Genomic DNA, 23882 nt, shown 5'->3' with positions numbered 1-23882 from the left:
AACGACGTGTGGGTTAGCCGGACAAGAACAGAAATTGATGCTTGAAAAGGGTTATAATCCCGCCGCGTTGAGCCGTGCCTGATTTACTTCATCCGCAGAGGACGAAGCCATGACCCAGCTGTATTTTGAAGATGCCGAAATTGGTATGACTAGCAAGGCTGGTCCTTATCTGGTCTCGAAGGAAGAGATCGTCCAGTTCGCCAAGCAATATGATCCAGCGCCCCGTCACCTCGATGAGGAGGCAGCAGCACGTTCAATTTTTGGGGGACTAACCGCATCGAGCGCCCATACGTTTTCGATCTTCATCTCGCTCACGCCGAAGCTCCAGCCTCGGCTCCATGTCCTCGCCGGAATGGGTTGGGATGAGTTAAGGCTGCCGAACCCGGTACGCCCAGGAGATGAACTCGATCTTGAGATGATTGTTCTGGAGAAGCGGGAGTCTAAGTCGAAACCTGATCGAGGCATCGTGCGCAACCAAATCAGAGTGCGCAATCAACAAAACGAAATCGTCTTGCAGTGTATAGCCAATATTCTCGTTGCGAGACGAGCGGGTCCATAGCAAGGAGCCATCGTCCGTCTTGGCGGCGCTTGCCAACGCAAAATGTTCACGTCCGCTATGGGTCAAAATGCGAAGAACGCAGAGTGAGCAAAGTCAGTCCGCTCTACCCACCAAGCGGGCCTCAATGAAAGGTGTCGCCACTTCGCTGATGGGCCACAAGCTGACATCGCTGATGCCATACTCAATCACTTCATCTGCGATGCCCAGCGTGGGCGGTATCGTTACCCCCTAGCGCCTTCGCGGTCTTGCGGAAATTAGCGCGCGAATTTGTAGTAAGCGAACGCCGCCGAAGTGACCGTAAGCAATGCCGAAGCAATCCAGATCGGCCCCAGCATAAAGATGGCTATCGCGCCCTGCCCACAGGCACCGCATGCAACCCAGAACAATATTGGAAAAAAACATAACAGGATGACTACGGCAAATCCTGTACTGAGCCAAACTCCTCTCGACCCCCATCGCGCACCCAAAAACCATGGCATGGCGGGAAAGCCGAAGGACAGAATAACCAGGAGGGTCATCAGATCGTCGAACATGATTGGCTCTTGGTCGTTAACACGAGGCAGATGGTTCAAGCCCATACGAAAACCGCGCGAGCCCTTGTCATCGCTGCTACGCTGACTCCGGGCGCATAAGTCGAATTAACAGCAACTGACATTGCCGCTTGACGACCGCCTTGGGGCAAACGGCGAAATGGCCGGAATGCGTGCCTAGGTCCGCTTCACATCTTTAAGCGAACGTCGGATCTGAGAGGACGCGCCGGAAGTCGCTTCCTCACTTCGACGGCGGCGCCGCTCCGTCCGCATTGTCCCGCACATGGATCACCGCGATGTCATCCGTATAGATCCGCTTCCAGCCCTTGAGCTGATCGAGGATTTGCGGGCCCGGCGCATCGGCGACCAGGAGCGTCGCGTCGATCTTGTACTGGTCGAGCAGGCGCGGCAGCAGCTCGGGCTTCTTGCCTTCCGTCGCCTTGAAGAAGTCCATGACGAACTTTTCGCCATAGAGCTCGGCGCGGCCGTCGACGTACACAGGGACGTCGCGCGAGATCAGATAGCCGCCGAACTGATAGGCGTTGAAGATGCGCTGCACCCCGAGTTTTTCGAGCAGGTCGACCGCCGCAACCGGCGTCTGCGTCATCGTGAACGTGAAGCGATGGTGTCCCATGTAGAGCGAGGTCGAGGTCCAGCTCGCGGCCACGATCATGAGCGCGCCGAGCGCGGTGACATAGCGGGCCGGCCAGCGGTCTGCGTCGGCGGTGTCCGCTGGCGGGCGCGGGAACATCTCGCCGAGCGGCTTTGCCAGCACCAGCGGCACCAGGAAGGCGAAGGCCTCGATATTCCTGACATGGGTCAGCGCGGTCCAGGTCAGGAACAGGATCAGGAAGATCCGCGGCGCCGACAGCACGAGGCCGCGATAATAGCCGAGCGCGATCAGGCCGAGCAGTGCGCCTTCGAACCCGGTGAAGGTGGCAAAGTTCGCCGGCATCCATTCGAAGATCAGTGACAGCAATTCGCCGAGGCTGAGGATGTTGGTCGCGCCCATCAGCGTCCGCCAGCCGTAAGGCGTGCAGCAGGCAGCGATCAGCGCGCCGACGCCGAACAGCACCCAGCGCATGAACAGCTTCAGCCGCTGTCCCTTCTCGGCATGCTCGACCGCTTCGAGCGAGATCGGGCCGATCAGCGCGAGGCCCAGCACGAAGCCGCCATGCAAATTCGCCCAAAGCGCCATCAGCGGCAGCCAGGTCCAGGACGGCGCGCTTCGGCGGTCGGCAGCCGCCATCAGCAGGCCGACCCACGCCACCATGACGGGCAGCGCCAGAATATGCGGACGCGCCAGCACGTGATGGATCGACAGCAGCAGCGCCAGCATCGCGAACAGCACCGCGCGCGGCGCCTCGATCTGCGCGTCAAGGAGATAGACGAAGACCGCAGCGGTGAGCGCCATCCCGGTCGCGGTGAGGATCACGGGTCCGGCCCAGCCCCATTGCGCGTAGGAGAAGGCGAACAGCACCTGTGACAGCCACGACGTCGAGATCCAGGATTCCCCTGGGCGCGTGAAAGAATAGAAGTCGGTGTAGGGCAGGGCACCGTGATCGAGGATCCATTGCCCGATCCTGATCTGCCAGAACGAGTCGGAGTCCTGAAGCAGCGTGTCGCCGACGAAGAGGAAGAACAGATAGGTGCCGGCACCGACGCAGAGCGGCAGCAGTGCGCGCGCGCGGCTCTGCATCGCAATGCTGTTGGCAAAGGAAAGGGACATGCCGCCTCGTCGTCCTGCTTGTTCTTGTCGGTCGGAGCATGATCCGGAAAAGTGTGTAGCGGTTTTCCGAGAAGATCATGCTCAAACAATAACCTGAAGCGCGATGAACGATTCATCTCGTCGTGCTTCAGGCCGAGCGGGCGGCATTGGACCATGCGCGGTCATAACTTCGGGTAAATCGCGCCGCAGCGGCGTCGCCGCGGATAGCTACGATTTAACGGATTGTTTTCAATTCTCCTTTACCATCGTCGAATACGTGCAATCCGCTTCGTGTTTCCGCAGTCGAATTAACTGCGGCGCAATTCTTTGCCTCTAGGTTCGGTTCCATGGTCGGGCGGCGCTGGGAAGCCGAGAAGACCAGACCATTTGTAAGCCTCGTGTACTCTTTGGGAGCAGTCTATGAAGAACCTCGTTTCGCGTTTCGTGAAGGACGAATCCGGCGCCACCGCCATTGAATACGGCCTGATCGCTGCCGGCATCGCGCTGGCGATCATCACCGTCGTCAACAACCTCGGCAGCTCGCTGAACACCAAGTTCGGTTCGATCTCGTCCAGCCTCAAGTAAGACCGGACGATCTGAGAGTTTCGAGAGCCCCGTCCCGGACGGGGCTCTTTTCTTTTGCGGGGTGGAGTGAGCCGGAGGCTGCTCGGCCTGCATGGTTCGCCCGGCGATGCGGAGCATCGTCCGGAGATGCCCGCTTTGGCGAGCTCCTCACCAAGAGGGTCTGATATCTTGCCGCGAAACGCGACCTCATCCCGAGGGCCCGCCGTAGGCGGGCGTCTCGAAGGATGGGCCCGCAGGCAAGCTTCCCCGCACGTTCTTCTTCAAAGCCCTCCAGCCGGCGTCAGCAGGCTTGGCGCTCCCGTCCGTCCGGCGTGACGTTCTACGCATTTGCATCTTGTCATTCACTTTGAATAGTTGTTCAGTCCTTGCGGGACGATTTGCATCTATTGCAGGGACGACGCGTTCGGCCGCGCGGGGCGTGCGGCTGGCGTGTGGGACAGGAAGCGCGCCATGGTTTATCGGCGAACGCATCAAGTGGTGAAGCGCCTTGCGGCCAGGCGCAGTGCGATTCTTGCTGCAGCGCGGGAAGCTGCGGCGGAAGGCGGGATGGCGGCGGTGCAGATCGCGCCGGTTGCGGTCCGGGCCAGTGTCGCGGCCGGAACGGTCTACCGCTACTTCCCGTCCAAGTCCGAGCTGATCTCCGAATTGATTGCCGAGGTGTCGCGCGACGAGCTCGCGGCGATCCGCCGGGCGGCCGATGCCGCGCCCGGCCCATCCTCGGCGCTGGCGGCGGCCGTCACCACCGTGGCGGTCCACACGCTGTCGCAGCGCAGGTTGGCCTGGGGCATCCTGGCCGAGCCGGTCGACGTCGATGTCAGCGCGTCCCGCCTCGCCAGCCGCCGCGAGATCGCCGGCGAGATGGCCGCGCGGATCGACGCCGCCGTGCGGGCCGGCCATTTGCCGGCGCAGGATACCGCGCTGGCGGCCACCGCGCTGTTGGGGGCGCTGCATGAGGCCCTGGTCGGGCCGCTCGCGCCCGACAATCTCGACGATCCCGCCAGGATGCGCGATGCGGTGCAGACCGTGACGCTGCTGGCCCTGCGCGCCGTCGGCGTGATGGACGCCCGCGCCCGCGGTCTGGTGGTGCAGCAGACGCTGCTGCCGACCGCGAAAGCGCTGGTCGGGGCCTGAAGAGCAGGTCGCGACCGGGGCCGAGACCCGATTCCGCTCAGGTCATTGCCCGAGCGCGCCTTTCCACAAAACCCGAGCACCTTCGCCGGCAACGCCGGCTACTGTGCATGGGGTTGTTTTCGTCTTTTTTTGTTTGCCGGGCTCCCGCGGACTAGATATCCGCGCCGCCCTCGGGGCCGACCGAGGCGATGCGCACCATGTTGGTGGTGCCGGGGATGCCGAGCGGCACGCCAGCGACGATGATCACGCGCTGGCCGGCGCGGACAAAACCGTCGCGGAAGGCGATCTGGCCGGCGCGGCTCACCATGTCGTCCTGGTCGCGCGCGTCTTCCGCCACCACACAATGCACGCCCCAGACCACCGCCAGCCGGCGTCCGGCCGCGATGTTGGGCGTGATCGCCACGATCGGCGGCTTCGGCCGCTCGCGCGCGACGCGCACTGCAGTCGAGCCCGAGCTGGTCCAGCAGATCAGCGCCGGCAGATCGAGCGTCTCGGCGATCTGGCGGGCGGCGTCCGCGATGGCGTCGCCGGCGGTGGATTCCGGCGCGGGGCGCTGCGCGGTGAGCACGGAACGATAAATCGGGTCGCGCTCGACCTCTTCGCCGATGCGGTTCATGGTCGAGACCGCCTCGACCGGGAATTTGCCGGCCGCCGATTCCGCCGACAGCATGATGGCGTCGGCGCCTTCATAGACGGCGGTGGCGACGTCCGAGACCTCGGCGCGGGTCGGCACCGGCGACTGGATCATCGATTCCAGCATCTGGGTCGCGATCACCACCGGCTTGCCGGCGCGGCGCGCCATGCGCGTCATCTGCTTCTGCAGGCTCGGCACGCGTTCCAGCGGCAGCTCGACGCCGAGATCGCCGCGCGCCACCATCAGCGCGTCGGAGGCCTCGATGATGTCGGCGAGGCGGTCGATCGCCTGCGGCTTCTCGATCTTGGCCATGACAGCGGCGCGGCCGCGGATCATCTTCTTGGCCTCGATCACGTCGTCGGCGCGCTGCACGAAGGACAGCGCGATCCAGTCGACGCCGGTCACCAGCGCGGCCTCGAGGTCAGCGCGGTCCTTCGGCGTCATCGCGGAGACCGGCAAATCGGTGTCGGGCAGGCTGACGCCCTTGCGGTCGGACATCCGGCCGCCGACCACGACACGCGTCACCGCGTGCTCTTTCGAGGTCTCCTCCGCGATCAGGCGCACCTTGCCGTCGTCGAGCAGCAGCGAATGGCCGGGCCTGAGTGCAGCCAGGATCTCCGGATGCGGGAGATTGACGCGCGTGGCATCGCCCGGCGTCTTGTCGGAATCGAGCGTGAAGATCTGGCCGTTCTGGAGCTGGACTGCGCCTTCCGCGAAGGCGCCGAGCCTGAGCTTCGGGCCCTGGAGATCGACCAGGATGCCGATCGGCCGGCCATAACTGCTCTCGACGTTGCGGATCGTCGCGACCAGCTCCCGCATCTTGTCATGCGGGGTGTGGCTCATGTTGATGCGGAACAGATCGGCGCCGGCCTCGAACAGGCGGCGGATCATCGCGAGGTCCGAAGAGGCAGGTCCCAGGGTCGCGAGAATCTTGATACGGCGAAGACGCCTCATGGCTTATTTCCAGACGGTGGCGAGGGAGCTGGCGGAAGGCCAGGCGCGGCGGGGGGCGTACCACCGGGCGGACTATTGGGCAAACCCGGAACGCCGCCACCCGGGCCGACAGGGCCCGGCAGGCCGGGCACGCGCTGCTGCTGTGACGGCTGCTCGTTGGCGTCGGTCAGCTGCACTGTCCAAGCCCGCTGCTCGCCGGTATCGACCTCGAAATAGCCGGTCCGGTCGTAGCCGCGCGCGAGGCAATCCTCGGTGCCGCGGATGGTGAATTCCTTGTCGCGCGAGCACATGAAGGCCTGGCCCGACCATTCGCCGCCGCGGTCGTAGTCGATCGCGTAGATGTAATAGTAGCGCGCGACCAGCGTTCCCCGCAGCAGGGTCTCGCAGGAGCGGGACGAGATGTTCCACCAGCCCTCGGTGGTCCAGCCCTCGGCGTCCTTGTAGCCGAGCGCAATGCCGACCCGGCTCGAGGTGTTGTTGCAAAGCCGGAAGTCGGCGGAGGCCGGGCTGGCCCACAGGCACAGCAGGCCACCCACCAGCACCGGGACCAACCGGGCGAGCAGGCGAAGGGGGGCGCGGGGAGATTCGGCGATCATTGTCGCGGAACGTATACCAGATGATTGACGATTTGGCGTAGGGCCGGGGAACCGGCCTTCGGGTTGGCTCTGGCGCCGTTTGCGCCGTGATATGGCAAAATCTGTGACAAGGGCCCACCTGATCCCGTAAGGGTGACCCCCATCGGGGGCAGAACCAATTCAGGCCGAAGGGATCCAGCCATGGCAATCGACGACAAAACCAGAACGGAGCTCGAGGCGGCCGCTTTCCGGCGCCTGGTCGATCATCTGAAGACGCGGACCGACGTCCAGAACATCGATCTGATGAATCTGGCCGGCTTCTGCCGCAACTGCCTGTCGAACTGGCTCAAGGACGCTGCCGACGCGCAGGGCGTGAGCTTAAGCAAGGACGAGAGCCGCGAGGCCGTCTACGGCATGCCCTACGAGACCTGGAAGTCGAAATACCAGGGCACGGCCGCGCCCGAGCAGCTCGAGGCGATGAAGAAGGTTCACCCCGGGCACTGAACGGCCTCGCCGGCAGTCCGGCGGTGAGTCGCACCACACAACTCTTTCTTGGCCTCGCCGCAGGAAGGTGTGGGCGCGCTGTGGACGAGCGCGATGCTTGCTTGAACGCGAGAGCCGCGAACCCTAAGGGTCAACCAGCACGCGCGGTGAGGATGCCGGCGTCACCTCGTTTTGCCAGTTCCATTGGGAGTACCAAGATGGCCACCTCCGCCGCCGTCCGCGACGACGAGCCCGCGACGAAATTTGCCAAGGACCAGCTCAAATCCATCATCGAGCGCATCGAGCGGCTGGAGGAAGAGAAGAAGGCGATCTCCGACGACATCCGCGACGTCTATGCCGAGAGCAAGGGCAATGGCTACGACGTCAAGGCGCTGCGCACCATCGTGCGCATGCGCAAGCAGGACCCGAACGAGCGCGCCGAGGCCGAGACCATCCTCGAGACCTACATGCAGGCGCTGGGAATGCTCTGAGGCGATGCGCCTCTAGCACTGCTGCCGTAGCCCGGATGGAGCGCAGCGAAATCCGGGTTCTCGCAGTATGGAAGCATTCCCCGGATTACGCTTTCGCTCCATCCGGGCTACAAGCGTGGCGTGTTGCACTTCGTTTGTGAACGGAGACCGCTGTGACTGCGCCGCCGCTGCCGCGCGAGGTGAGCCGTGCCTTCGGCGCTCTTCCGGCGCCGATCGGCAAGCGGTTGCTCCAGGTACGTGAGCTGATCTTCGCGACCGCTGCGGCACATCACGATGTCGGCAAGCTCACCGAAACGCTGAAATGGGGCGAGCCGGCTTACCTGACCGATGAGACCGGCAGCGGCAGCACGATCCGGCTCGGCCGCCTGAAGGACTCCGAGCGCGCCGCCATCCTGTTCAACTGCAAGACGACGTTGATCGATACCTTTCGCGAGCGCTTTCCCGATGAGTTCGAATATCGGCAGACCAGGGCTTTGCTGTTGCCCCTATCCGGCGCGCTGCCGAAGCAGGAGCTCACCGTCTGCCTCTCGCTGGCGTTGACATATCATCTGGATCGGCGGGTCAGGAAAGCGAGATAGAAGCTGCAGGCTTCGACACTGTAGTCTTGGAAGTGGCGAGGACGCCATTGCGCCGGTCCGGCACGCAGCCTCGATCCGCAAGATTGTCGGTGTCGGTCTCAATTGCCGCGTCCGCGTTTGGCGTCTCGTCGGGCCTGCGCCCGCTTGTTGGCCTGCGAGACTCTTCCGATTTTTTCCGGTGGGAGTTTCTTGAGCCGGCGACGGCTTGGGATGGACCGCATGCCGTCATGCGAAGTTGGGGTCGTCTGCGGGCGAGAAAACTGACGCGCCCGACGGAGTGCTAACGCCCGTCGCGCCGCTTCCCCGAGCTCCCGTCGTGCTTCAAACTTCCGGATGCGCCTCAGCTCGTTCTTGACGCGCTTGATGGCGGCAGCGAAAACCGATTGGCGCCGGTTTGCATGCTCTGCCGTGCCGGAGAAACTCTTGCCGCGCGGGTCGGCTGTTCCCTTTGTTTCGCGGCGTCGATGCCGCGACAATGTACGCTCCCTGTCGCGCAGATCCCGAAGTCGGGCGCGAAGGCTCTCAAGTCCATCGCGCTCCATCTCTCCGACCACGGGATGGTGCGTACTCAATATGACTTCGCGCTCGTCGTGGTTCAGAAGGCTGAGCTCAGACTTGCATGGAACTGACATCGCATGCTCCTACTTCGCTGTGGCGACTTCCCTTGAGATGCGGCGCCGCTGCGGAAACGCGGAACACCAAGGCAAACGCAATCGCGTCCTCGGACTTTGTCATCGCGTCCGTTCTGGGCGCATTGCCACAATGCGCGTTTGGAATGCGTAGCGATACCGGGTGGATTACCCGTTGGAAGTGGGGGAATCTCCCTTAGTGCGGATGCGCACCAGGCCGGGACGACACTTGAGCGTGTGGCGCTGTCGTGCCCCAGGATTGCGCTGCGCTTCATCCCGGCTTGCGGGACTACCGAACGGCGTGAGGGGAAAGATCTCAGCGCAGCGCCGCGGTGCGCATGACGAACGACGTCGTCTCGAGCTTCGCGGTCGCACTGCCCGTAAAGCTATCGCAGGACAGGCCCTGCATCGGATCGTCGGCAAAGCCCATCGCGATCACGGCCTGCGGTTTGACGAAATAGCCGCGCAGGGCAACGGTATCCAGCTCGCCCATCAACGTCACCGACATCGCGCGGCTGGCGCTCGGCGACAGCATCACGATCTTGAGCCAGATGCTTTCGCCCCTGGCGGCGGAGAGGCGGGTCGCGGTTGCGATCCTGCCGTCGATGCTCTTGCCGACCACCGTGTTGATCTCGGTCGCGGGCGCAAGGCCGCGCGTCGTGGCAACGGGGCGGCCTGTGCGCGGGACCAGCGCGGAGGCGGCGACGACGTTGGCGCGGTCGACCGGGGAGGCGGACGCCGGCGCATAGGCCAGCGCCTGATAGGCCGCGCTGGAGACGGACGCGGTTGCTTGCGGCTCGGTGGCGGCGGCGAGCGCCTGGCGGGCCTTCAACGCCGCCACTTGAGCTGGCGTCGCCTGCTGCGGGGTCGCAGGGGCATCCCAGAAGCCGCGGGCATTGATGATGTCGGCCGGGGTCTCCGGCTTGCCGGCCGCAGGCTTGTCAGCCACGGGCGCGGGCTTCGGCTTGGGCGGTGCAACGAGCTGCGCATCGGCCGAAGCGAGCTGGATCGCAGCGGCGATCTGCGGCTTGGCGCGCGGTGTCGGCACCGGATCGGCCGGCTTGGCCGCGGCGGCAACCACGGTCGGCGCAACAGACTTCGCGGCCGGGGCGGGCGCGCCCTCGTCATCCTCGTCGCTGCTCGTGGCGGCGGGAGCCGACTTGCTCTTGAACAGAGCGGCAAAGAAACTCGGCTTGCTGCCGGAATCGTCGCCGGTGCCGCGGCGCTCGATGTCGGCCTTGGCCAGCTCATAGCCCTTCAGCGGCGTGCCGTCGGTCGGAACGTGGACCGTGCGGCCATCCGGGAACACGCGGGCGAGCTGGTCATGCGTCATGCGCGGCCAGTGCCGGATGCTGCCGGTATCCAGATGGACGAAGGGCGAGCCGGAGGTCGGATAGAAGCCGACGCCGCCGCGCTGCAGGCGCAGGCCGGCGAAGCGGATCTGCTCCAGCGGCACGCCCGGAATGTGGAAGTCCATCGCATGCCCCAGCATGTGCTGGCTGAAGCGCGCCACGCCGGAGGAGCGGCGGCGGAGCATCGCGTTGGTGGCGGGGGAGCGGTAGGAGGAAATGATTTGGATCGGCTGCTTGCCGTCGACGTCGCGATAGACTTCCCAGAGGATGTCGAACAGGCGACGGTCCATGACCGTCTCGTCCTGGGTCCGCCAGTCGCGCAGGAAGTGGTTGAGCTGCTTCAGCGCGGCCTCGTCGAAGCGGCCATCGCGCTTGAAGGTGACGGTGAGGTCTTCGCCGGAATGGGTGTGGTGGAACGAGAGCGTCTTGGTCTCGTTCAGCGCGGCGGCGTCATGGACCGAGCCCGCGGCAGCAAGCAGCAGTGCGGAAGCGAGGCCGATCCGGGATCCGGCCTTCACTCCCGCATGGGACAACGACAGCACTGCGAATTTGCGTGCGAAACCTGTCAGCACGAATGAGCCCACCCAGTCGACGAGCGTTCAAAATGGACTCTCCCGGCAACCCCGTTAGCGCGCGAAAGAGGATGAACGCTTTCTTAAAGCGAGAAGGTTAATTCGAGGTTGACCTTCTCGACCCCAAACCAAGTCAGAATACGAACCTAAGCGGTTCAGTGTGGCAAAAAAACGCCCGCTGCCGGAGTTCGGGTGGAGAATGGTTAACGTTAAGCGACCCCATCCAGGGGGATGAGGTCGCTGATCTTACTAGAGAATTTCCGACAAAGACCGATCGGGGAGGCCTCAGCGGGTAAACACCCGCTGCTGCTGCGGCCGGCGGCCGACCGGAGCCGGCGGCGGGGTCGGCGCCCCGAACAGCCGCTCGAAGAAGTTCGGACCCGACGAGCCGAAGCCGCCGCCATTGTTGGCAATCGCCACGCCCGAGGGCAGCGTCGTCGCCGGGCGTGAATAGCTCGGCTGGGAGTGAGCAACGACGTTCTCGAGGTCCTTGCCGCGGCCGTTCTTCAGGATGTTGATCATGGTCGCATCACGGCCATAGACGTCCTTGCGGATTTGCAGCTTGCCGCCATCGTCCACGAACGCGGTCTGGTAGGTGATGTTGACCGGGATCGGCGTCGGGAATTTCAGGTCGATCTCGCTCTTGCCGTACATGCTGCGCACGCGCTCCGGCGTGTACTTCTCGTTCGGCATGGCGATGTTGAGCAGAACGGAGGCGTACTGATCCGGGTTCTGCACGCGCATGCAGCCATGGCTGAAGGCGCGATCGTCCCTGGCGAACAGGTTCTTGTCCGGCGTGTCGTGCTGATAGACCAGGAACTTGTTCGGGAAGTTGAAGCGGATGCGGCCGAGCGCGTTGGCTTCACCGGGCGGCTGCGAGATGTGCACGGAGCCGTCGCGGTTCTGCTCGAGCTTGAGGCCCATGCGCTGGAGCACGGTCGGGTCCTGCTGAAGCGCCGGCAGGTATTCGTTGTAGACGATCGACGGCGGCACGTTCCAGGTCGGATTGACCGTGATGTACTTCATCGTCTCGGTGAGCAGCGGGGTCGCATGCGTGCCCGGCTTGCCGGTGACGACGCGAGTGGTCCAGACCTGCTGGCCACGCTGCATCACCTTCAGTGTGTAGTCAGGAATATTGAGGATGACATAGGCATCGCCCAGCGAGGGGACGCCGAGGTCGCGCGGCAGCCAGCGCCAGCGCTCCATGTTCACCAGCACAACGTCGATCTGCTTGTCGCGCTTCGGCGTGTTGATCGCCTTGACGGTCTTGTCGTCGAGGATGCCTGTTACCTTCATCTCGGCGCTATTCTGGAATTTGCGCACGGCTTCGGCGACGGTGGCGTCATAGCGGGTGTCGCCGGCGTTCTCGGGGAGGCCGAGCTTGGCGCGGAGCTGCGGCACGCGCGGATCTTCGACGACGATTTCAGCCTGCTTCTTGCCGGCCGGGGTGTATTTCAGCGCCGGACCGTCGCCGATCTCGATCACCGGGCCGCTGCCCTGGCCGCGCAGCTCGGCGAGCTTGGCCTTCAGCTCCTTGTAGAGCTTCTGCGGCGGGTTGTAGCTGTCGAGCGCTGCGGAGGCGTCGGCTGCGGTCGTGACCTTGGCGAGCACCTCGCTCGAATCGACCGGATGCTCGGGATAGAGGATGTCGCCGCTGACCTGCGACCAGTGCATGCGGCCGCTCTGGGCCTGGCGCGCATAGTCGAACATGCTGGCGGTGAGCTTCAGCTCGGCATCGGCGAGCGCATCGGGCGTCGTGGCGGCGGCGAAATCCGGCACCGGATAGTCGGCGGGATTGAGACCATCGGAGGCCGCATCCTTCAGCCGCGCGATCACGCCCTTGGCCGCGGCGGTCAGGCTGCCGGCCTGGGTCCAGACCGGCGCGAAGTCGCGTGCACCGTAAAACTTCTCGATCGCGGCGCGCTCGTTCTTGCGGTCGAAATGGCGCGAGGTCTTGGCGCCGATGATGTCCTTGAGCTTGTCGGCGACCGGCTGGTCGGCGGCGGGAACGTTGCTCGCGGCCTTCACCGGCTCGGCGGCCGGAGCCGCAGCGGGGGCCGCAGGCGCGGCCGGCGTTGCCGTCGCGGTGTCGGCCTTTGCCGGTTCGGATTTGGCAGGCTCGGTCTTGGCGGTTTCGTTCTTCGGCGCCTCAGCTGCAGGCGTGGTGGCGACGTCGGAAGGTTTGGTCTCGACCTTGTCGGGAGCCGGTGCGGCTTCGGCCTTCACCGGTTCCTTGGCCGGCTCCTTTGCGGAATCCTGAACCGTCGCGGTGGTGTCGAGCTTGATGTCGGATGCGGTCGGGGGCGGGACGTTGGCGGGCTCGGGGCGCGGGATCGCGGCTTCGATCGCGAGTTCGGCGGCGCTGCTGCGCGCCTGATCCTGCGCCAGGGCCGAGCTGGCCGATACCGTGAGGAAGGTCGCCGCGACCGTCATCAAGACGCGGTCAAAGCCCGCACGGTGGTTCAAACAGTCACGCATTGTGTCGCACCCCTCGGGTGAACTGTCCCTCGTGGAACAGCTTCATTATCGCCTAATGAGCTTCGGGCTAAACTGCGCCGGCCGCTCGAAAGTTGCACGCCTGCACGCAACGATTCATACGCGGACGAACGAATCCTACGCAGACGATATACAGGCCCCGTTTGGGCGGCCAGCGCTACCCGGGACAACTCACGACAAACTGACTTCAAGAAAGCCCGTTTGCAACGGATTGTGCGGCTTTGGCAGACGCTTTTCCATGTGTCTGTCACTTCCAAGTCACGGTTCACGTCGCAGCCGGATTTTGCCGTAATGCGAAGGGCTTGCGGCGTCATCGCAACGCCAGGCGAACCTCCGTTCGCATGAGGCTCAGGGCGTCTCCTCACCGCTTTTGCCGCCATGTCCGGGAACCCCGGCTTCGTCGAGCTTGCGGTAGAGCGTGGACCGGCCGATTTTGAGGCGGCGGGCGACCTCGGACATCTGCCCCCGATAATGCGAGATCGCGAAACGGATGATCTCGCTCTCCATGTCCTCCAGCGGGCGGACGTCGCCGGTGGGGGTCAGCATGGAAAGGGTGCCCGCCAGCGGCAGCGGCGCGATCGGTATTTCACCACCCGACACCACCGAGGGCGCCGCGATCGGCTCGAGCATCAGCGGCGCGGTCGGGATGTCGGTCTCGAGATGCGGCTGCGAGGTGAGCAGGGGGAAGTCGGCAAGGTCGAGCTGGTCGCCCTCGCTCATCACCACCGCGCGGTAGACCGCGTTTTCGAGCTGGCGGATGTTGCCGGGCCAGTCGAGCTGGGCGAGGTGCGCGACGGCCTCGCCGCTGATGCCGGTGATGAGGCGATTCTCCTCGGCGGCAAAGCGCGCCAGGAAATGCCGGAGCAGATACGGGATGTCCTCACGCCGCGCCCGCAGCGAGGGGATCGTCAGCGGCAGCACGTGGAGGCGATAGAACAGATCTTCGCGGAAATGGCCCTGCTTCACCCGCTCCAGCAGCCTGCGGTTGGTCGCGGAGATGATCCGGACGTCGACCTTCAACGGCTTGCGTCCGCCGACCGCTTCGACCGCGCCTTCCTGAAGTGCGCGCAGCAGCTTGACCTGCGCGGTGAGCGGCAGCTCGCTGACCTCGTCCAGGAACAGCGTGCCGCCATGAGCCTCGACGAACTTGCCGGTGTGCCGTTCGGTGGCGCCGGTGAAGGCGCCCTTCTCGTGACCGAACAGGATCGACTCGACCAAATTGTCGGGGATCGCACCGCAATTGACCGCGACGAACGGCTTAGCCTTGCGCTCGCCGCTGCCATGGATGGCGCGTGCGAACATCTCCTTGCCGACGCCGGACTCGCCCTCGATCAGCACTGGGATCGACGAGCCCGCGGCCTTCTGCGCGGCACGCATCACGGCCGCCATCGCCTCGGCGCGGGTGATGATGTCGGAGAAAGTCAGCCGGCCCTCGCGGCTGTGACGGATACGCTGCAACTCGCCCTTGAGCGCGGAGGCATTGAGTGCGTTGCGCAGAGAGACCTGGAGCCGCTCCAAGCCAACCGGCTTGACGACGAAATCGGCCGCGCCCGCGCGCATCGCCGAGATCACGTTGTCGATGCCGCCATGGGCGGTCTGCACGATGACGGGGACGCCGAGGCCGGCCTCGCGGATTTTCGCCAGCACGCCCATGCCGTCGAGGCCGGGCATCACGAGATCGAGGATGACGGCGTCGATCGTCGGTGCATCGGGGGCGGTGAGGGCGGCGATCGCGGCGTCGCCGGAGTCCACGACGACCGTCTCATAGCCGCATTTCTGCACCATGTTCTCGACCAGCCGGCGGGCTACTGCGTCGTCGTCGGCGATCAAAATACAGGCAGCCATGGTGTTCCCCGCACGCTACTACTATCTGTCTCGAATCGGGTCACTCTGGCCGAAGCCGATTAACGCACTCTTAAACCTTGATGCCCCCGCCCGCCGTCGCGCTTGTTGAACACAGGTTTCCCACACAATGAATTCGCGCTCCAAATCTGCTCTCAAGAAATCTGCCTCCAGCAAGCCCGCTCTCCGCAAGCCAAGCACCAGGAAATCCGCCGCCAAGGCAAAGTCCTCCAAATCTTTGCCCGCAAAGCCTGCGGGCAAGACCGGCAGGCTTCCGGAGTGGAACCTCGCCGACCTCTATTCCGGGATCGATGCGCCGGAAGTGGAGCGCGATCTCGAAAGGATGGACGCCGATTGCGTCGCGTTCGAGACCGACTACAAGGGCAAGCTCGCTACAGGGACAGCAAACGAAGATGGCGGAAAATGGCTCGCCGAGGCGGTGCGACGCTATGAGGCGATCGACGATCTCGCCGGCCGTCTCGGCTCCTATGCCGGTCTCGTCCATGCCGGCGACAGCGTTGATCCCACGATTTCAAAGTTTTACGGCGATGTCTCCGAGCGGCTAACGGCGGCGTCCACGCATCTCTTGTTCTTCGCGCTCGAGCTCAACCGCGTCGATGACGATATTTTGAACCGCGCGATGCAGGCCGCCGAGCTCGCGTATTACCGTCCTTGGATCGAGGATCTGCGCAAGGAGAAGCCGTACCAGCTCGACGACAAGCTCGAGCAGCTCTTCCTCGAGAAGTCGCAGACCGGCTATTCCGCCTTCAACCGGCTGTTCGACCAGACCATCTCCGGCCTGCGCTTCAAGGTCGGCGCCAAAGAGCTCGCGATCGAGCCGACGCTCAATTTCCTGCAGGACCGTGACGGCACAAAGCGCAAGGCTGCGGCCGAAGCGTTGACAAAGACCTTCAAGGCCAATGAGCGCACCTTTGCGCTGATCACCAACACGCTCGCCAAGGACAAGGACATCTCCGACAATTGGCGTGGGTTCAAGGACGTCGCGGATTCTCGGCATCTGAGCAATCGCGTCGAGCGCGAGGTGGTGGACGCGCTGGTCGCCTCGGTGCGCGCGGCCTATCCAAAGCTGTCGCATCGCTATTATGCGTTGAAGGCGAAGTGGTTCGGCAAGAAGCGGCTGGCTTATTGGGACCGCAACGCGCCGCTGCCGTTCGCCGCGACCGACGTCATCGGCTGGCCCGATGCGCGCAACATGGTGCTGACGGCCTATCGCGGCTTCTCGCCCAAAATGGCCGAGATCGCCGAGCGCTTCTTCACCGATCGCTGGATCGACGCGCCGGTTCGCCCCGGCAAGGCGCCGGGCGCGTTCTCACATCCGACCACGCCGTCGGCGCATCCTTACGTGCTGATGAACTACCAGGGCAAGCCGCGCGACGTGATGACGCTCGCGCATGAGCTCGGCCATGGCGTGCACCAGGTGCTGGCCGCGAAGAACGGCGCGCTGATGGCGCCGACGCCGCTGACGCTGGCCGAGACCGCGAGCGTGTTCGGCGAGATGCTGACCTTCCGGCGGTTGCTGGCGCAGACCAAGAGCGCCCGGCAGCGCCAGGCGCTGCTCGCCGGCAAGGTCGAGGACATGATCAACACGGTGGTGCGGCAGATCGCGTTCTATTCGTTCGAGCGCGCGGTCCACACCGAGCGCAAGAACGGCGAGCTCACCGCGACGCGGCTCGGTGAGATCTGGCTGTCGGTGCAGGGCGAGAGCCTCGGGCCGGCGATCGAGATCAAGGCGGGCTACGAGAACTACTGGATGTACATCCCGCACTTCATCCACTCGCCGTTCTACGTCTACGCCTATGCCTTCGGTGATTGTCTCGTGAACTCGCTCTACGCCGTCTACGAGAATGCGGCCGAGGGCTTTGCCGAGCGCTACCTCGACATGCTCGCCGCCGGCGGCACCAAGCATTATTCCGAGCTGCTGCGGCCGTTCGGGCTCGATGCCAAGGATCCCAAATTCTGGGACGGCGGTCTCTCGGTCATCGCCGGGATGATCGACGAGCTCGAGGCGATGGGCTGAGGCGAAGCGCGAGTTCCTTCCGGGCGCACGGAATGCGGGTGCCGCAGGTTTTTTTGCGGCCCCCAGTTCCATCCGTGGGCGTGGGCGACCTTCGCGGCGGAGGCCGGCGATTTGCTACGTGCGATTGAACGTTCGCGCGGCCCGCAAGACTAACTCAACAGATACTCGGAAATGATTTTCTACTATTGATTGTGGATTGATCGGTTTCTCCCTGGGGAGGCACCCATGCTCCATCAAGGGCCCGCCACGCCGGTTCCGATGGCGAGAAATGCTGCCGCCGTCGATCAGGAAACGCCCTGGTGCGAGAAGCACCATCAGATCGTTTGCGATGAGATCGAGGCGATCAACACCCGCCGCGAGCCGGAACGGCGCCTCGACGCCGACGGCCTGCAACCCTGCCAGTTGCTCGACGTCGTCGGACTTGCGTTGTCCGGCGGTGGCATTCGCTCGTCGGCCGTTTGCCTCGGCGTGCTCCAGGCACTGAACCACCACAACCTGATCGGCCGGATCGACTATCTCTCCACGGTGTCGGGCGGCGGCTATATCGGCACCTCGCTCAGCGCCACCATGACGACCGCACGGCGCTTTGTGTTCGGCGAGAGACCCGCCGGCGGAACCGTCACGTCCGCCGAGATCAGCGATACGCCGTCGGTCGGACACCTGCGCAACTATTCCAACTATCTGATCCCCGCCGGTGCCCGCGATCTCCTGACCGGAGTTGCGATCGTCGTGCGGGGACTGGTCGCCAATATCGGGTTGACGTTGCCCATCGTGCTGCTGCTTGCCGCCATCACCATCTGGTCAACGCCGCTGCGGAGCTGCCTGACGGATGCGAACATCTTCGGCATCAGTCTCAACAACAGGTCGTTGTGCGAGCTGCATGATTTCAGCGACATCGATCGTTACGGTTTCAGCACATTCGGCCTGGTCGTCGCGCTCGTGATGTTCGCTTGCAGCGGGCTCGCCTATTTCACCTCCCGCTCCGTCCGCGGCAGCGGTCCCAGCGTCGTGTTCGCCTATATTGGCGGGATCGCATTGTTGCTGGGCGTCGCGTGCGACTTCGCCCGGTTTCTCAAGGTCCAGCATTTTGCGTTGAGCCTGTCGATCGCAATCATCGGGGGCGTCCTGTTTTTCGGATGGGCGCTCAAGCAGTCGCTCGCGAGCCCCGGCAAGCGGCAGGAGTTCCGTTCGCACTGGCCGAGCATGGGCGCGACCTTCCTGGTGCTGCTGGCGGTGATCGCCTTCTTCGAGTTTCAACCCTTCATGCTGGAGCAGATGTTCGATGTCGCCGAGAGCAGCGCAATCGGTGGACCGGCTGCTGCGGTTGCGATCACCTGGATCAAGTCGCTCGCGGCAGTGGCTGCGCCAATCGGTGTCTTCGTCACCGCGTTCAGGCAGCAATTCGTGGAATTGCTGAAGGGCAACAGCGCATCCTCGCAATGGGGTTCGCTTGTGCTCGCGGTCGTGGCCAAGGTCGCGCTATGGATCGCGGGCCTTGCGCTTCCGCTCGTCATCTGGGTCGCATACCTCTATCTATCCTATTGGGGCATCGCCAACGATCTGTTCGAGAGGTGCCCGTCCGTTATGGGCGCAACCTCCCAGCGAGAGTGCCTGGTCAATGCCAAATCGAACGCGCCGTCCGGAAGCCTCGCAGGCAGGATTCAGTTCGATGTCAGCAAGGGGACCTTGTCGGCGGAAATCACGCCGAAAGCCGCACCGCAGGTCGTGGCAGATGCCGAGCAGTTGACGCCGATCTGGCACACGCCCGCCTGGCTCCTGTTCCTGGCTCAGAAAGCGGGGCAGGTGGTTCAGGTTCGTTTTCCCAGCCTGTTCCAGGGCAATGCTTCGGAGCTCGCCTACTCCTACAGCCTGCACATGGTGATCCTCTACACGTTCGCCGGCGCCCTGCTGTTCGCCATCTCGTTCTGCCTGACGCCGAATGCGAACTCGTTGCACCGGCTCTATCGCGATCGCCTGAGCAAGGCCTTCCTGTTCGATCCGACGCGTTCGGCCGACGGGCGCGTCGCGCCCGCCGAAGCCAGTCTCGACCAGGGGCGCGATTTCAAGGCGCTCGATCGCATGAAGCTGACGGATCTCTACGCCGCTCCGGCCGCGACGGCCCGGATTCCAGGGCAGCCGGCTGCGCCGAAGCTGCACGCGCCCTATCAGCTCATCAATACGGCGCTGAATATTCAGGGCTCCGACTTTGCCAACCGGCGCGGACGCAACGCGGACTTCTTCGTGTTCTCCGCCCTGAACGTCGGCAGCGAGGCGACGGGCTATGCGCCCACCGATCTGGTGCAGGACGACGAGCAAAGTCTCGATCTCGCCACCGCAATGGCGATTTCCGGAGCCGCGGCCTCCTCGAACATGGGTTCGAGCTCGATCAAGGCGCTGACGCCCACGCTTGCGCTCCTCAACGTCCGGCTCGGCTATTGGCTGAAGAACCCGCGTTACGTCGATGAGCGTGTCCGGCCGCAGCGCCGCTCCACGCCGATCTATTTCTGGTCGGAGATCTCGGGGCGCCTGTACGAGAACAGCGACAGCGTCTATCTGACGGACGGCGGTCATATCGAGAATCTCGGCGTCTACGAGCTGTTGCGCCGCCGCTGCAAGGTGATCATCGCGGTCGATGCGGAAGCCGATGCGCCGATGAATTTCGGTTCCCTGATGACGTTACAGCGTTACGCCCGCATCGATCTCGGCGTCCGCATCGACCTGCCATGGACGCCGATTCGCGAGCGCACGCGTGCGCTGATGGCGCGCAATGCCGACAAGGCGGGTGATCCCGGCGCGGCCGACGAGCGCGACGACATTGCGCGAGACCACGTCCACGTCGCGATCGGCACCATCGACTACGGAGGCGACGAGCAGGGTTATCTCGTTTACGTCAAATCGTCGCTCAATGGCGACGAGAACGACTACATCCGGGACTACGCGCGGCGAAACGACCGCTTCCCGCACGAGACCACGGGTGACCAGTTCTTCTCGGAGGAGCAGTTCGAGGTCTACCGCGCGCTGGGCTTCCACATGGCGCACGGTTTCCTGTCCGGTGACAATCCGGTCGCGGTCGGGTCCGGCGTCGATCCGCATATGGCCCGATTCACTGAAGCGGGCGAGCCGGCGATCGACGCGGTCCGCGAGGCGCTCGGTCTTCCGGTACCTCGGCGGCAAACCGCGAGCGTCACCGCCACGATGATCGATCAGGGCTGAGCAGCGCGACAGCCGGATTCCCGGCAATCGGAATTCCAAATCACCTGATTTGCCCGAAAACCGGCCATCGGTGCCGTTGCCCTGCCCGAAGGTTTGCGGTATCCCAGCCCAAGAATTCGACTTTCGACTGGGGACAATACATGGCTGACCATAGCGAAGTGGCGTACACCACCGCCGACGGCAACGACTACGTTGCCCACGAGCAGACCTATGAGGGCTTCATCAAGCTGGTGAAGTACGGCACGGCCTCGGTCGCGCTCATCGTGATCCTGATGGCGATCTTCCTGACCTGACCTATCGGCAGCTGCACACGTCAGCAGCAGCTGCCGCCTACAAAATTTGCATCCAAGCCGGTCCCAAAACCGGTATCGAACGCTGCGGGAGTAACGCTTAAGTTTGCGCGCGCTGTCCCGCGTCGCCGGAGGGCCTATGAAGATCGCCGTTGCCAAGGAAATCGATCCGTCGGAGCCGCGTGTCGCCGCTTCGCCTGATACGGTGAAGAAGTTCAAGGCGTTGGGCGCCGAGATCGCCGTCGAGCCGGGCGCCGGCCTCAAATCGGGCCTGCCGGATTCCGAATTCACCGCCGTGGGCGCCACCGTCAGCGCCGATGCGCTGAAGGACGCCGACATCATCATCAAGGTGAAGCGTCCCGAAGCCTCCGAGCTCGCGCAGTACAAGCGCGGTGCGCTCGTCATCGCCATCATGGACCCCTACGGCAACGAGGCCGCGCTGAAGACGATCGCCGATTCCGGCGTCTCCGCCTTCGCGATGGAACTGATGCCGCGCATCACCCGTGCGCAGGTGATGGACGTGCTGTCGTCTCAGGCGAACCTTGCCGGCTACCGCGCCGTGATCGAGGGGGCCGAGGCCTTCGGCCGCGCCTTCCCGATGATGATGACTGCCGCCGGCACCGTGCCCGCCGCAAAGGTGTTCGTGATGGGCGTCGGCGTTGCCGGCCTCCAGGCGATCGCGACCGCGCGCCGTCTCGGCGCCATCGTCACCGCGACCGACGTGCGGCCCGCGACGAAAGAGCAGGTGGAATCGCTCGGCGCAAAATTCCTCGCCGTCGAGGACGAGGAGTTCAAGAACGCGCAGACCGCCGGCGGCTACGCCAAGGAAATGTCCAAGGAATACCAGGCCAAGCAGGCCGCGCTCACCGCCGAACACATCAAGAAGCAGGACATCGTGATCACGACGGCGCTGATTCCGGGCCGGCCGGCGCCGAAGCTCGTTTCGGCCGACATGGTCAAGTCGATGAAGCCGGGTTCGGTGCTGGTCGATCTCGCCGTCGAGCGCGGCGGCAATGTCGAAGGCGCGAGGCCGGGCGAGGTCGCCGATGTCGATGGCATCAAGATCGTCGGCTACACCAACGTTGCCGGCCGCGTCGCGGCGTCCGCCTCCAGCCTCTACGCGCGCAACCTGTTCAATTTCATCGAGACCCTGGTCGACAAGGGCAGCAAGGCTCTTGCCGTCAATTGGGACGACGAACTCGTGAAGGCGACGGCGCTCACCAAGGACGGCGCCGTGATTCACCCGAACTTCCAGCCGAAAGCTTAGGAGAGCCGCCATGGAGCATGTTGCACAGGTCGTCGACCCCTTCGTCTTCCGGCTGTCGATTTTCGTCCTTGCCGTCTTCGTCGGTTATTTCGTGGTGTGGTCGGTGACGCCGGCGCTGCACACGCCGCTGATGAGCGTGACCAACGCAATCTCCTCGGTGATCGTGGTCGGCGCGCTCCTCGCCGGCGGCGTCGCCAATGTCTCGAGCGGCTCGGGCTGGGCACGCGCCTTCGGCTTCGTCGCTCTGATCTTCGCCTGCATCAACATCTTCGGCGGCTTCCTTGTCACCCAGCGGATGCTGGCGATGTACAAGAAGAAGTCGAAGTAAGCGGCCACCTCGGGCTGAAGGGATCAATGGGGACCTGAGATGAGCGCCAACCTCTCTGCATTTTTGTATCTCGTGGCGGGAGTGCTGTTCATCCTGTCGCTGCGCGGGCTGTCGAGCCCGGCTTCGTCGCGCCAGGGCAATCTGTTCGGCATGATCGGCATGGCGATCGCGGTCGCCACCACGCTCGCCAACCATCCGCCGGCAGACGGCCTCGCCTGGGTGCTCGTCATCGTCGGTATCGCGATCGGCGGCGGCATCGGCGCGGTGATCGCCCGCCGCGTGCCGATGACCTCGATGCCGGAACTGGTCGCCGCCTTCCACTCGCTGGTCGGCATGGCCGCGGTGCTGGTTGCCGCCGGCGCGTTCTACGCGCCGGAAGCCTTCGACATCGGCACGCCCGGCAACATCCATCCGCAGAGCCTGGTCGAGATGTCGCTCGGCGTCGCCATCGGCGCGCTGACCTTCACCGGCTCGGTGATCGCGTTCCTGAAGCTGTCCGCGCGCATGAGCGGCGCGCCGATCATCCTGCCGTTCCGCCACGTCATCAACATCGCGCTCGCGATCGCGCTCGTCGTCTTCATCGTCGGGTTGGTGATGTCGGGCAGCGCGCTCGACTTCTGGCTGATCGTCATCATCGCGCTGGCGCTCGGCGTGCTCATGATCATCCCGATCGGCGGCGCCGACATGCCGGTCGTGATCTCGATGCTGAACTCCTATTCCGGCTGGGCTGCGGCCGGCATCGGCTTCACGCTGGGCAATTCCGCGCTGATCATCACCGGCGCGCTGGTCGGCTCGTCGGGTGCGATCCTGTCCTACATCATGTGCCACGCGATGAACCGGTCCTTCATCTCGGTCATCCTCGGTGGCTTTGGCGGCGAGACCGCCGCGGCCGGCGCTGGCGGCGGCGAGCAGAAGCCCGCCAAGCTCGGCTCGGCCGACGACGCCGCCTTCATCATGAAGAATGCGCAGAAGGTCATCATCGTGCCCGGCTACGGCATGGCGGTGGCGCAGGCCCAGCACGCGCTGCGCGAAATGGGCGACATCCTGAAGAAGGAAGGCGTCGAGGTGAAGTACGCCATTCATCCGGTCGCGGGCCGCATGCCCGGCCACATGAACGTGCTGCTCGCCGAGGCCAACGTCCCCTACGACGAGGTGTTCGAGCTCGAGGACATCAACTCCGAATTCGCGCAGGCCGACATCGCCTTCGTGATTGGCGCCAACGACGTCACCAACCCGGCGGCCGAAGAGGACAAGACCTCGCCGATCTACGGCATGCCCGTCCTCCAGGTCTGGAAGGCCGGCACCGTCATGTTCATCAAGCGCTCGCTCGCCTCGGGCTATGCCGGTATCGACAATCCGCTGTTCTATCGCGACAACACCATGATGCTGCTCGGCGACGCCAAGAAGGTCACCGAGAACATCGTCAAGGCGATGTAGGGCGGGAAGGCGAGCGGACCGTGGCCCTGAACAAGGAGTGGCACCGGTCCCATCGCATGCCACCGAAGGCGACGCGCGAGCAGCGTGTCGCGTGGCACGTTGCCCATGCGGCGGCGTGCGGCTGCCGCGAGATTCCCTTGAGCATCCGGCCGGACGTTCTCAAACTGCTCACGAGCCGCCGCAAATCCTG

The 23882-nt window shown here is 64.3% G+C and carries 19 protein-coding genes; 12 read left to right on the top strand and 7 right to left on the bottom strand.

Features of this window, described 5'->3' with window-relative positions:
* Positions 1-109 precede the first annotated feature (109 nt).
* Positions 110-559 (top strand): MaoC/PaaZ C-terminal domain-containing protein, encoded by a 450-nt coding sequence (locus ABIB99_RS11305; RefSeq protein WP_063981102.1) that lies wholly within the window; start codon positions 110-112, stop codon positions 557-559.
* 254 nt (positions 560-813) lie between these two features.
* Here the strand turns inward: ABIB99_RS11305 and ABIB99_RS11300 are convergent, their stop codons facing one another.
* Together ABIB99_RS11300 and ABIB99_RS11295 are read right to left on the bottom strand one after the other, a co-directional pair.
* Positions 814-1092: a hypothetical protein gene (locus ABIB99_RS11300; RefSeq protein ID WP_187387924.1), complete on the bottom strand. Its 279-nt coding sequence runs from the start codon at positions 1090-1092 to the stop codon at positions 814-816.
* 238 nt (positions 1093-1330) lie between these two features.
* Positions 1331-2818: a hypothetical protein gene (locus ABIB99_RS11295; RefSeq protein WP_063981104.1), complete on the bottom strand. Its 1488-nt coding sequence runs from the start codon at positions 2816-2818 to the stop codon at positions 1331-1333.
* 399 nt (positions 2819-3217) lie between these two features.
* Between ABIB99_RS11295 and ABIB99_RS11290 the strand changes: the two genes are divergently transcribed.
* Entirely contained in the window at positions 3218-3382 is a 165-nt protein-coding gene (locus ABIB99_RS11290; RefSeq protein ID WP_014492421.1) for a Flp family type IVb pilin, read from the top strand.
* A 450-nt stretch (positions 3383-3832) separates the two neighbouring features.
* Positions 3833-4513, top strand: a complete 681-nt coding sequence (locus tag ABIB99_RS11285) for a TetR family transcriptional regulator (protein WP_063981105.1) — start codon at positions 3833-3835, stop codon at positions 4511-4513.
* A gap of 151 nt (positions 4514-4664) precedes the next feature.
* Here the strand turns inward: ABIB99_RS11285 and pyk are convergent, their stop codons facing one another.
* Complete coding sequence (gene pyk / locus ABIB99_RS11280; protein ID WP_063981106.1) at positions 4665-6101, bottom strand: pyruvate kinase; 1437 nt, start codon at positions 6099-6101, stop codon at positions 4665-4667.
* Complete coding sequence (locus ABIB99_RS11275; protein ID WP_063981107.1) at positions 6098-6697, bottom strand: DUF1036 domain-containing protein; 600 nt, start codon at positions 6695-6697, stop codon at positions 6098-6100. The genes pyk and ABIB99_RS11275 overlap by 4 nt, the downstream gene beginning before the upstream one ends.
* A gap of 180 nt (positions 6698-6877) precedes the next feature.
* Between ABIB99_RS11275 and ABIB99_RS11270 the strand changes: the two genes are divergently transcribed.
* From ABIB99_RS11270 to ABIB99_RS11260, 3 genes are all read left to right on the top strand, one after another.
* Complete coding sequence (locus ABIB99_RS11270; RefSeq protein ID WP_063981108.1) at positions 6878-7180, top strand: DUF1244 domain-containing protein; 303 nt, start codon at positions 6878-6880, stop codon at positions 7178-7180.
* Between the two features lie 197 nt (positions 7181-7377).
* Complete coding sequence (locus ABIB99_RS11265) at positions 7378-7650, top strand: DUF2312 domain-containing protein (RefSeq protein ID WP_014492426.1); 273 nt, start codon at positions 7378-7380, stop codon at positions 7648-7650.
* A gap of 152 nt (positions 7651-7802) precedes the next feature.
* The gene (locus ABIB99_RS11260; RefSeq protein WP_063981109.1) at positions 7803-8228 is read left to right on the top strand and encodes a hypothetical protein; all 426 of its coding nucleotides are present in this window, start codon (positions 7803-7805) and stop codon (positions 8226-8228) included.
* Between the two features lie 945 nt (positions 8229-9173).
* On the opposite strand, the gene ABIB99_RS11255 is transcribed toward ABIB99_RS11260, so the two are convergent.
* The 3 genes from ABIB99_RS11255 to ABIB99_RS11245 form a co-directional block, all read right to left on the bottom strand.
* Entirely contained in the window at positions 9174-10781 is a 1608-nt protein-coding gene (locus ABIB99_RS11255) for a peptidoglycan L,D-endopeptidase MepK (protein WP_283017559.1), read from the bottom strand.
* A gap of 285 nt (positions 10782-11066) precedes the next feature.
* The gene (locus ABIB99_RS11250; protein WP_063981111.1) at positions 11067-13259 is read right to left on the bottom strand and encodes a L,D-transpeptidase family protein; all 2193 of its coding nucleotides are present in this window, start codon (positions 13257-13259) and stop codon (positions 11067-11069) included.
* Between the two features lie 366 nt (positions 13260-13625).
* Positions 13626-15122 (bottom strand): sigma-54-dependent transcriptional regulator, encoded by a 1497-nt coding sequence (locus ABIB99_RS11245; RefSeq protein ID WP_354175829.1) that lies wholly within the window; start codon positions 15120-15122, stop codon positions 13626-13628.
* A 127-nt stretch (positions 15123-15249) separates the two neighbouring features.
* Here ABIB99_RS11245 and ABIB99_RS11240 point away from each other — a divergent pair, with 127 nt between their 5' ends.
* The 6 genes from ABIB99_RS11240 (at position 15250) to ABIB99_RS11215 (ending at position 23692) form a co-directional block, all read left to right on the top strand.
* A complete protein-coding gene (locus tag ABIB99_RS11240; protein WP_354175828.1) occupies positions 15250-17157 on the top strand; it encodes a M3 family oligoendopeptidase in 1908 nt (635 codons plus the stop codon).
* A 225-nt stretch (positions 17158-17382) separates the two neighbouring features.
* On the top strand, positions 17383-20370 hold the full coding sequence (locus ABIB99_RS11235) for a patatin-like phospholipase domain-containing protein (protein WP_063981114.1): 2988 nt from the start codon (positions 17383-17385) through the stop codon (positions 20368-20370).
* A 140-nt stretch (positions 20371-20510) separates the two neighbouring features.
* The gene (locus tag ABIB99_RS11230; protein WP_008136857.1) at positions 20511-20663 is read left to right on the top strand and encodes an aa3-type cytochrome c oxidase subunit IV; all 153 of its coding nucleotides are present in this window, start codon (positions 20511-20513) and stop codon (positions 20661-20663) included.
* A 136-nt stretch (positions 20664-20799) separates the two neighbouring features.
* A complete protein-coding gene (locus ABIB99_RS11225; RefSeq protein WP_063981115.1) occupies positions 20800-21927 on the top strand; it encodes a Re/Si-specific NAD(P)(+) transhydrogenase subunit alpha in 1128 nt (375 codons plus the stop codon).
* Between the two features lie 10 nt (positions 21928-21937).
* Positions 21938-22255: a proton-translocating transhydrogenase family protein gene (locus ABIB99_RS11220; protein ID WP_063981116.1), complete on the top strand. Its 318-nt coding sequence runs from the start codon at positions 21938-21940 to the stop codon at positions 22253-22255.
* 39 nt (positions 22256-22294) lie between these two features.
* Entirely contained in the window at positions 22295-23692 is a 1398-nt protein-coding gene (locus tag ABIB99_RS11215) for an NAD(P)(+) transhydrogenase (Re/Si-specific) subunit beta (RefSeq protein ID WP_063981117.1), read from the top strand.
* Positions 23693-23882 lie beyond the last annotated feature (190 nt).

It is taken from the genome of Bradyrhizobium sp. LA6.1, assembly GCF_040547805.1.
Lineage (GTDB): Bacteria > Pseudomonadota > Alphaproteobacteria > Rhizobiales > Xanthobacteraceae > Bradyrhizobium > Bradyrhizobium barranii.
This window is presented reverse-complemented; position numbering and strand designations above follow the sequence as displayed.

What these genes read in the sequence shown, in the direction of transcription:
- ABIB99_RS11305 (WP_063981102.1), top strand. Translation starts at nt 110, where the DNA reads ATGACCCAGCTGTATTTTGAAGATGCCGAAATTGGTATGACTAGCAAG.
- ABIB99_RS11300 (WP_187387924.1), bottom strand. Translation starts at nt 1,092, where the DNA reads ATGTTCGACGATCTGATGACCCTCCTGGTTATTCTGTCCTTCGGCTTT.
- ABIB99_RS11295 (WP_063981104.1), bottom strand. Translation starts at nt 2,818, where the DNA reads ATGTCCCTTTCCTTTGCCAACAGCATTGCGATGCAGAGCCGCGCGCGC.
- ABIB99_RS11290 (WP_014492421.1), top strand. Translation starts at nt 3,218, where the DNA reads ATGAAGAACCTCGTTTCGCGTTTCGTGAAGGACGAATCCGGCGCCACC.
- ABIB99_RS11285 (WP_063981105.1), top strand. Translation starts at nt 3,833, where the DNA reads ATGGTTTATCGGCGAACGCATCAAGTGGTGAAGCGCCTTGCGGCCAGG.
- pyk (WP_063981106.1), bottom strand. Translation starts at nt 6,101, where the DNA reads ATGAGGCGTCTTCGCCGTATCAAGATTCTCGCGACCCTGGGACCTGCC.
- ABIB99_RS11275 (WP_063981107.1), bottom strand. Translation starts at nt 6,697, where the DNA reads ATGATCGCCGAATCTCCCCGCGCCCCCCTTCGCCTGCTCGCCCGGTTG.
- ABIB99_RS11270 (WP_063981108.1), top strand. Translation starts at nt 6,878, where the DNA reads ATGGCAATCGACGACAAAACCAGAACGGAGCTCGAGGCGGCCGCTTTC.
- ABIB99_RS11265 (WP_014492426.1), top strand. Translation starts at nt 7,378, where the DNA reads ATGGCCACCTCCGCCGCCGTCCGCGACGACGAGCCCGCGACGAAATTT.
- ABIB99_RS11250 (WP_063981111.1), bottom strand. Translation starts at nt 13,259, where the DNA reads ATGCGTGACTGTTTGAACCACCGTGCGGGCTTTGACCGCGTCTTGATG.
- ABIB99_RS11245 (WP_354175829.1), bottom strand. Translation starts at nt 15,122, where the DNA reads ATGGCTGCCTGTATTTTGATCGCCGACGACGACGCAGTAGCCCGCCGG.
- ABIB99_RS11240 (WP_354175828.1), top strand. Translation starts at nt 15,250, where the DNA reads ATGAATTCGCGCTCCAAATCTGCTCTCAAGAAATCTGCCTCCAGCAAG.
- ABIB99_RS11235 (WP_063981114.1), top strand. Translation starts at nt 17,383, where the DNA reads ATGCTCCATCAAGGGCCCGCCACGCCGGTTCCGATGGCGAGAAATGCT.
- ABIB99_RS11230 (WP_008136857.1), top strand. Translation starts at nt 20,511, where the DNA reads ATGGCTGACCATAGCGAAGTGGCGTACACCACCGCCGACGGCAACGAC.
- ABIB99_RS11225 (WP_063981115.1), top strand. Translation starts at nt 20,800, where the DNA reads ATGAAGATCGCCGTTGCCAAGGAAATCGATCCGTCGGAGCCGCGTGTC.
- ABIB99_RS11220 (WP_063981116.1), top strand. Translation starts at nt 21,938, where the DNA reads ATGGAGCATGTTGCACAGGTCGTCGACCCCTTCGTCTTCCGGCTGTCG.
- ABIB99_RS11215 (WP_063981117.1), top strand. Translation starts at nt 22,295, where the DNA reads ATGAGCGCCAACCTCTCTGCATTTTTGTATCTCGTGGCGGGAGTGCTG.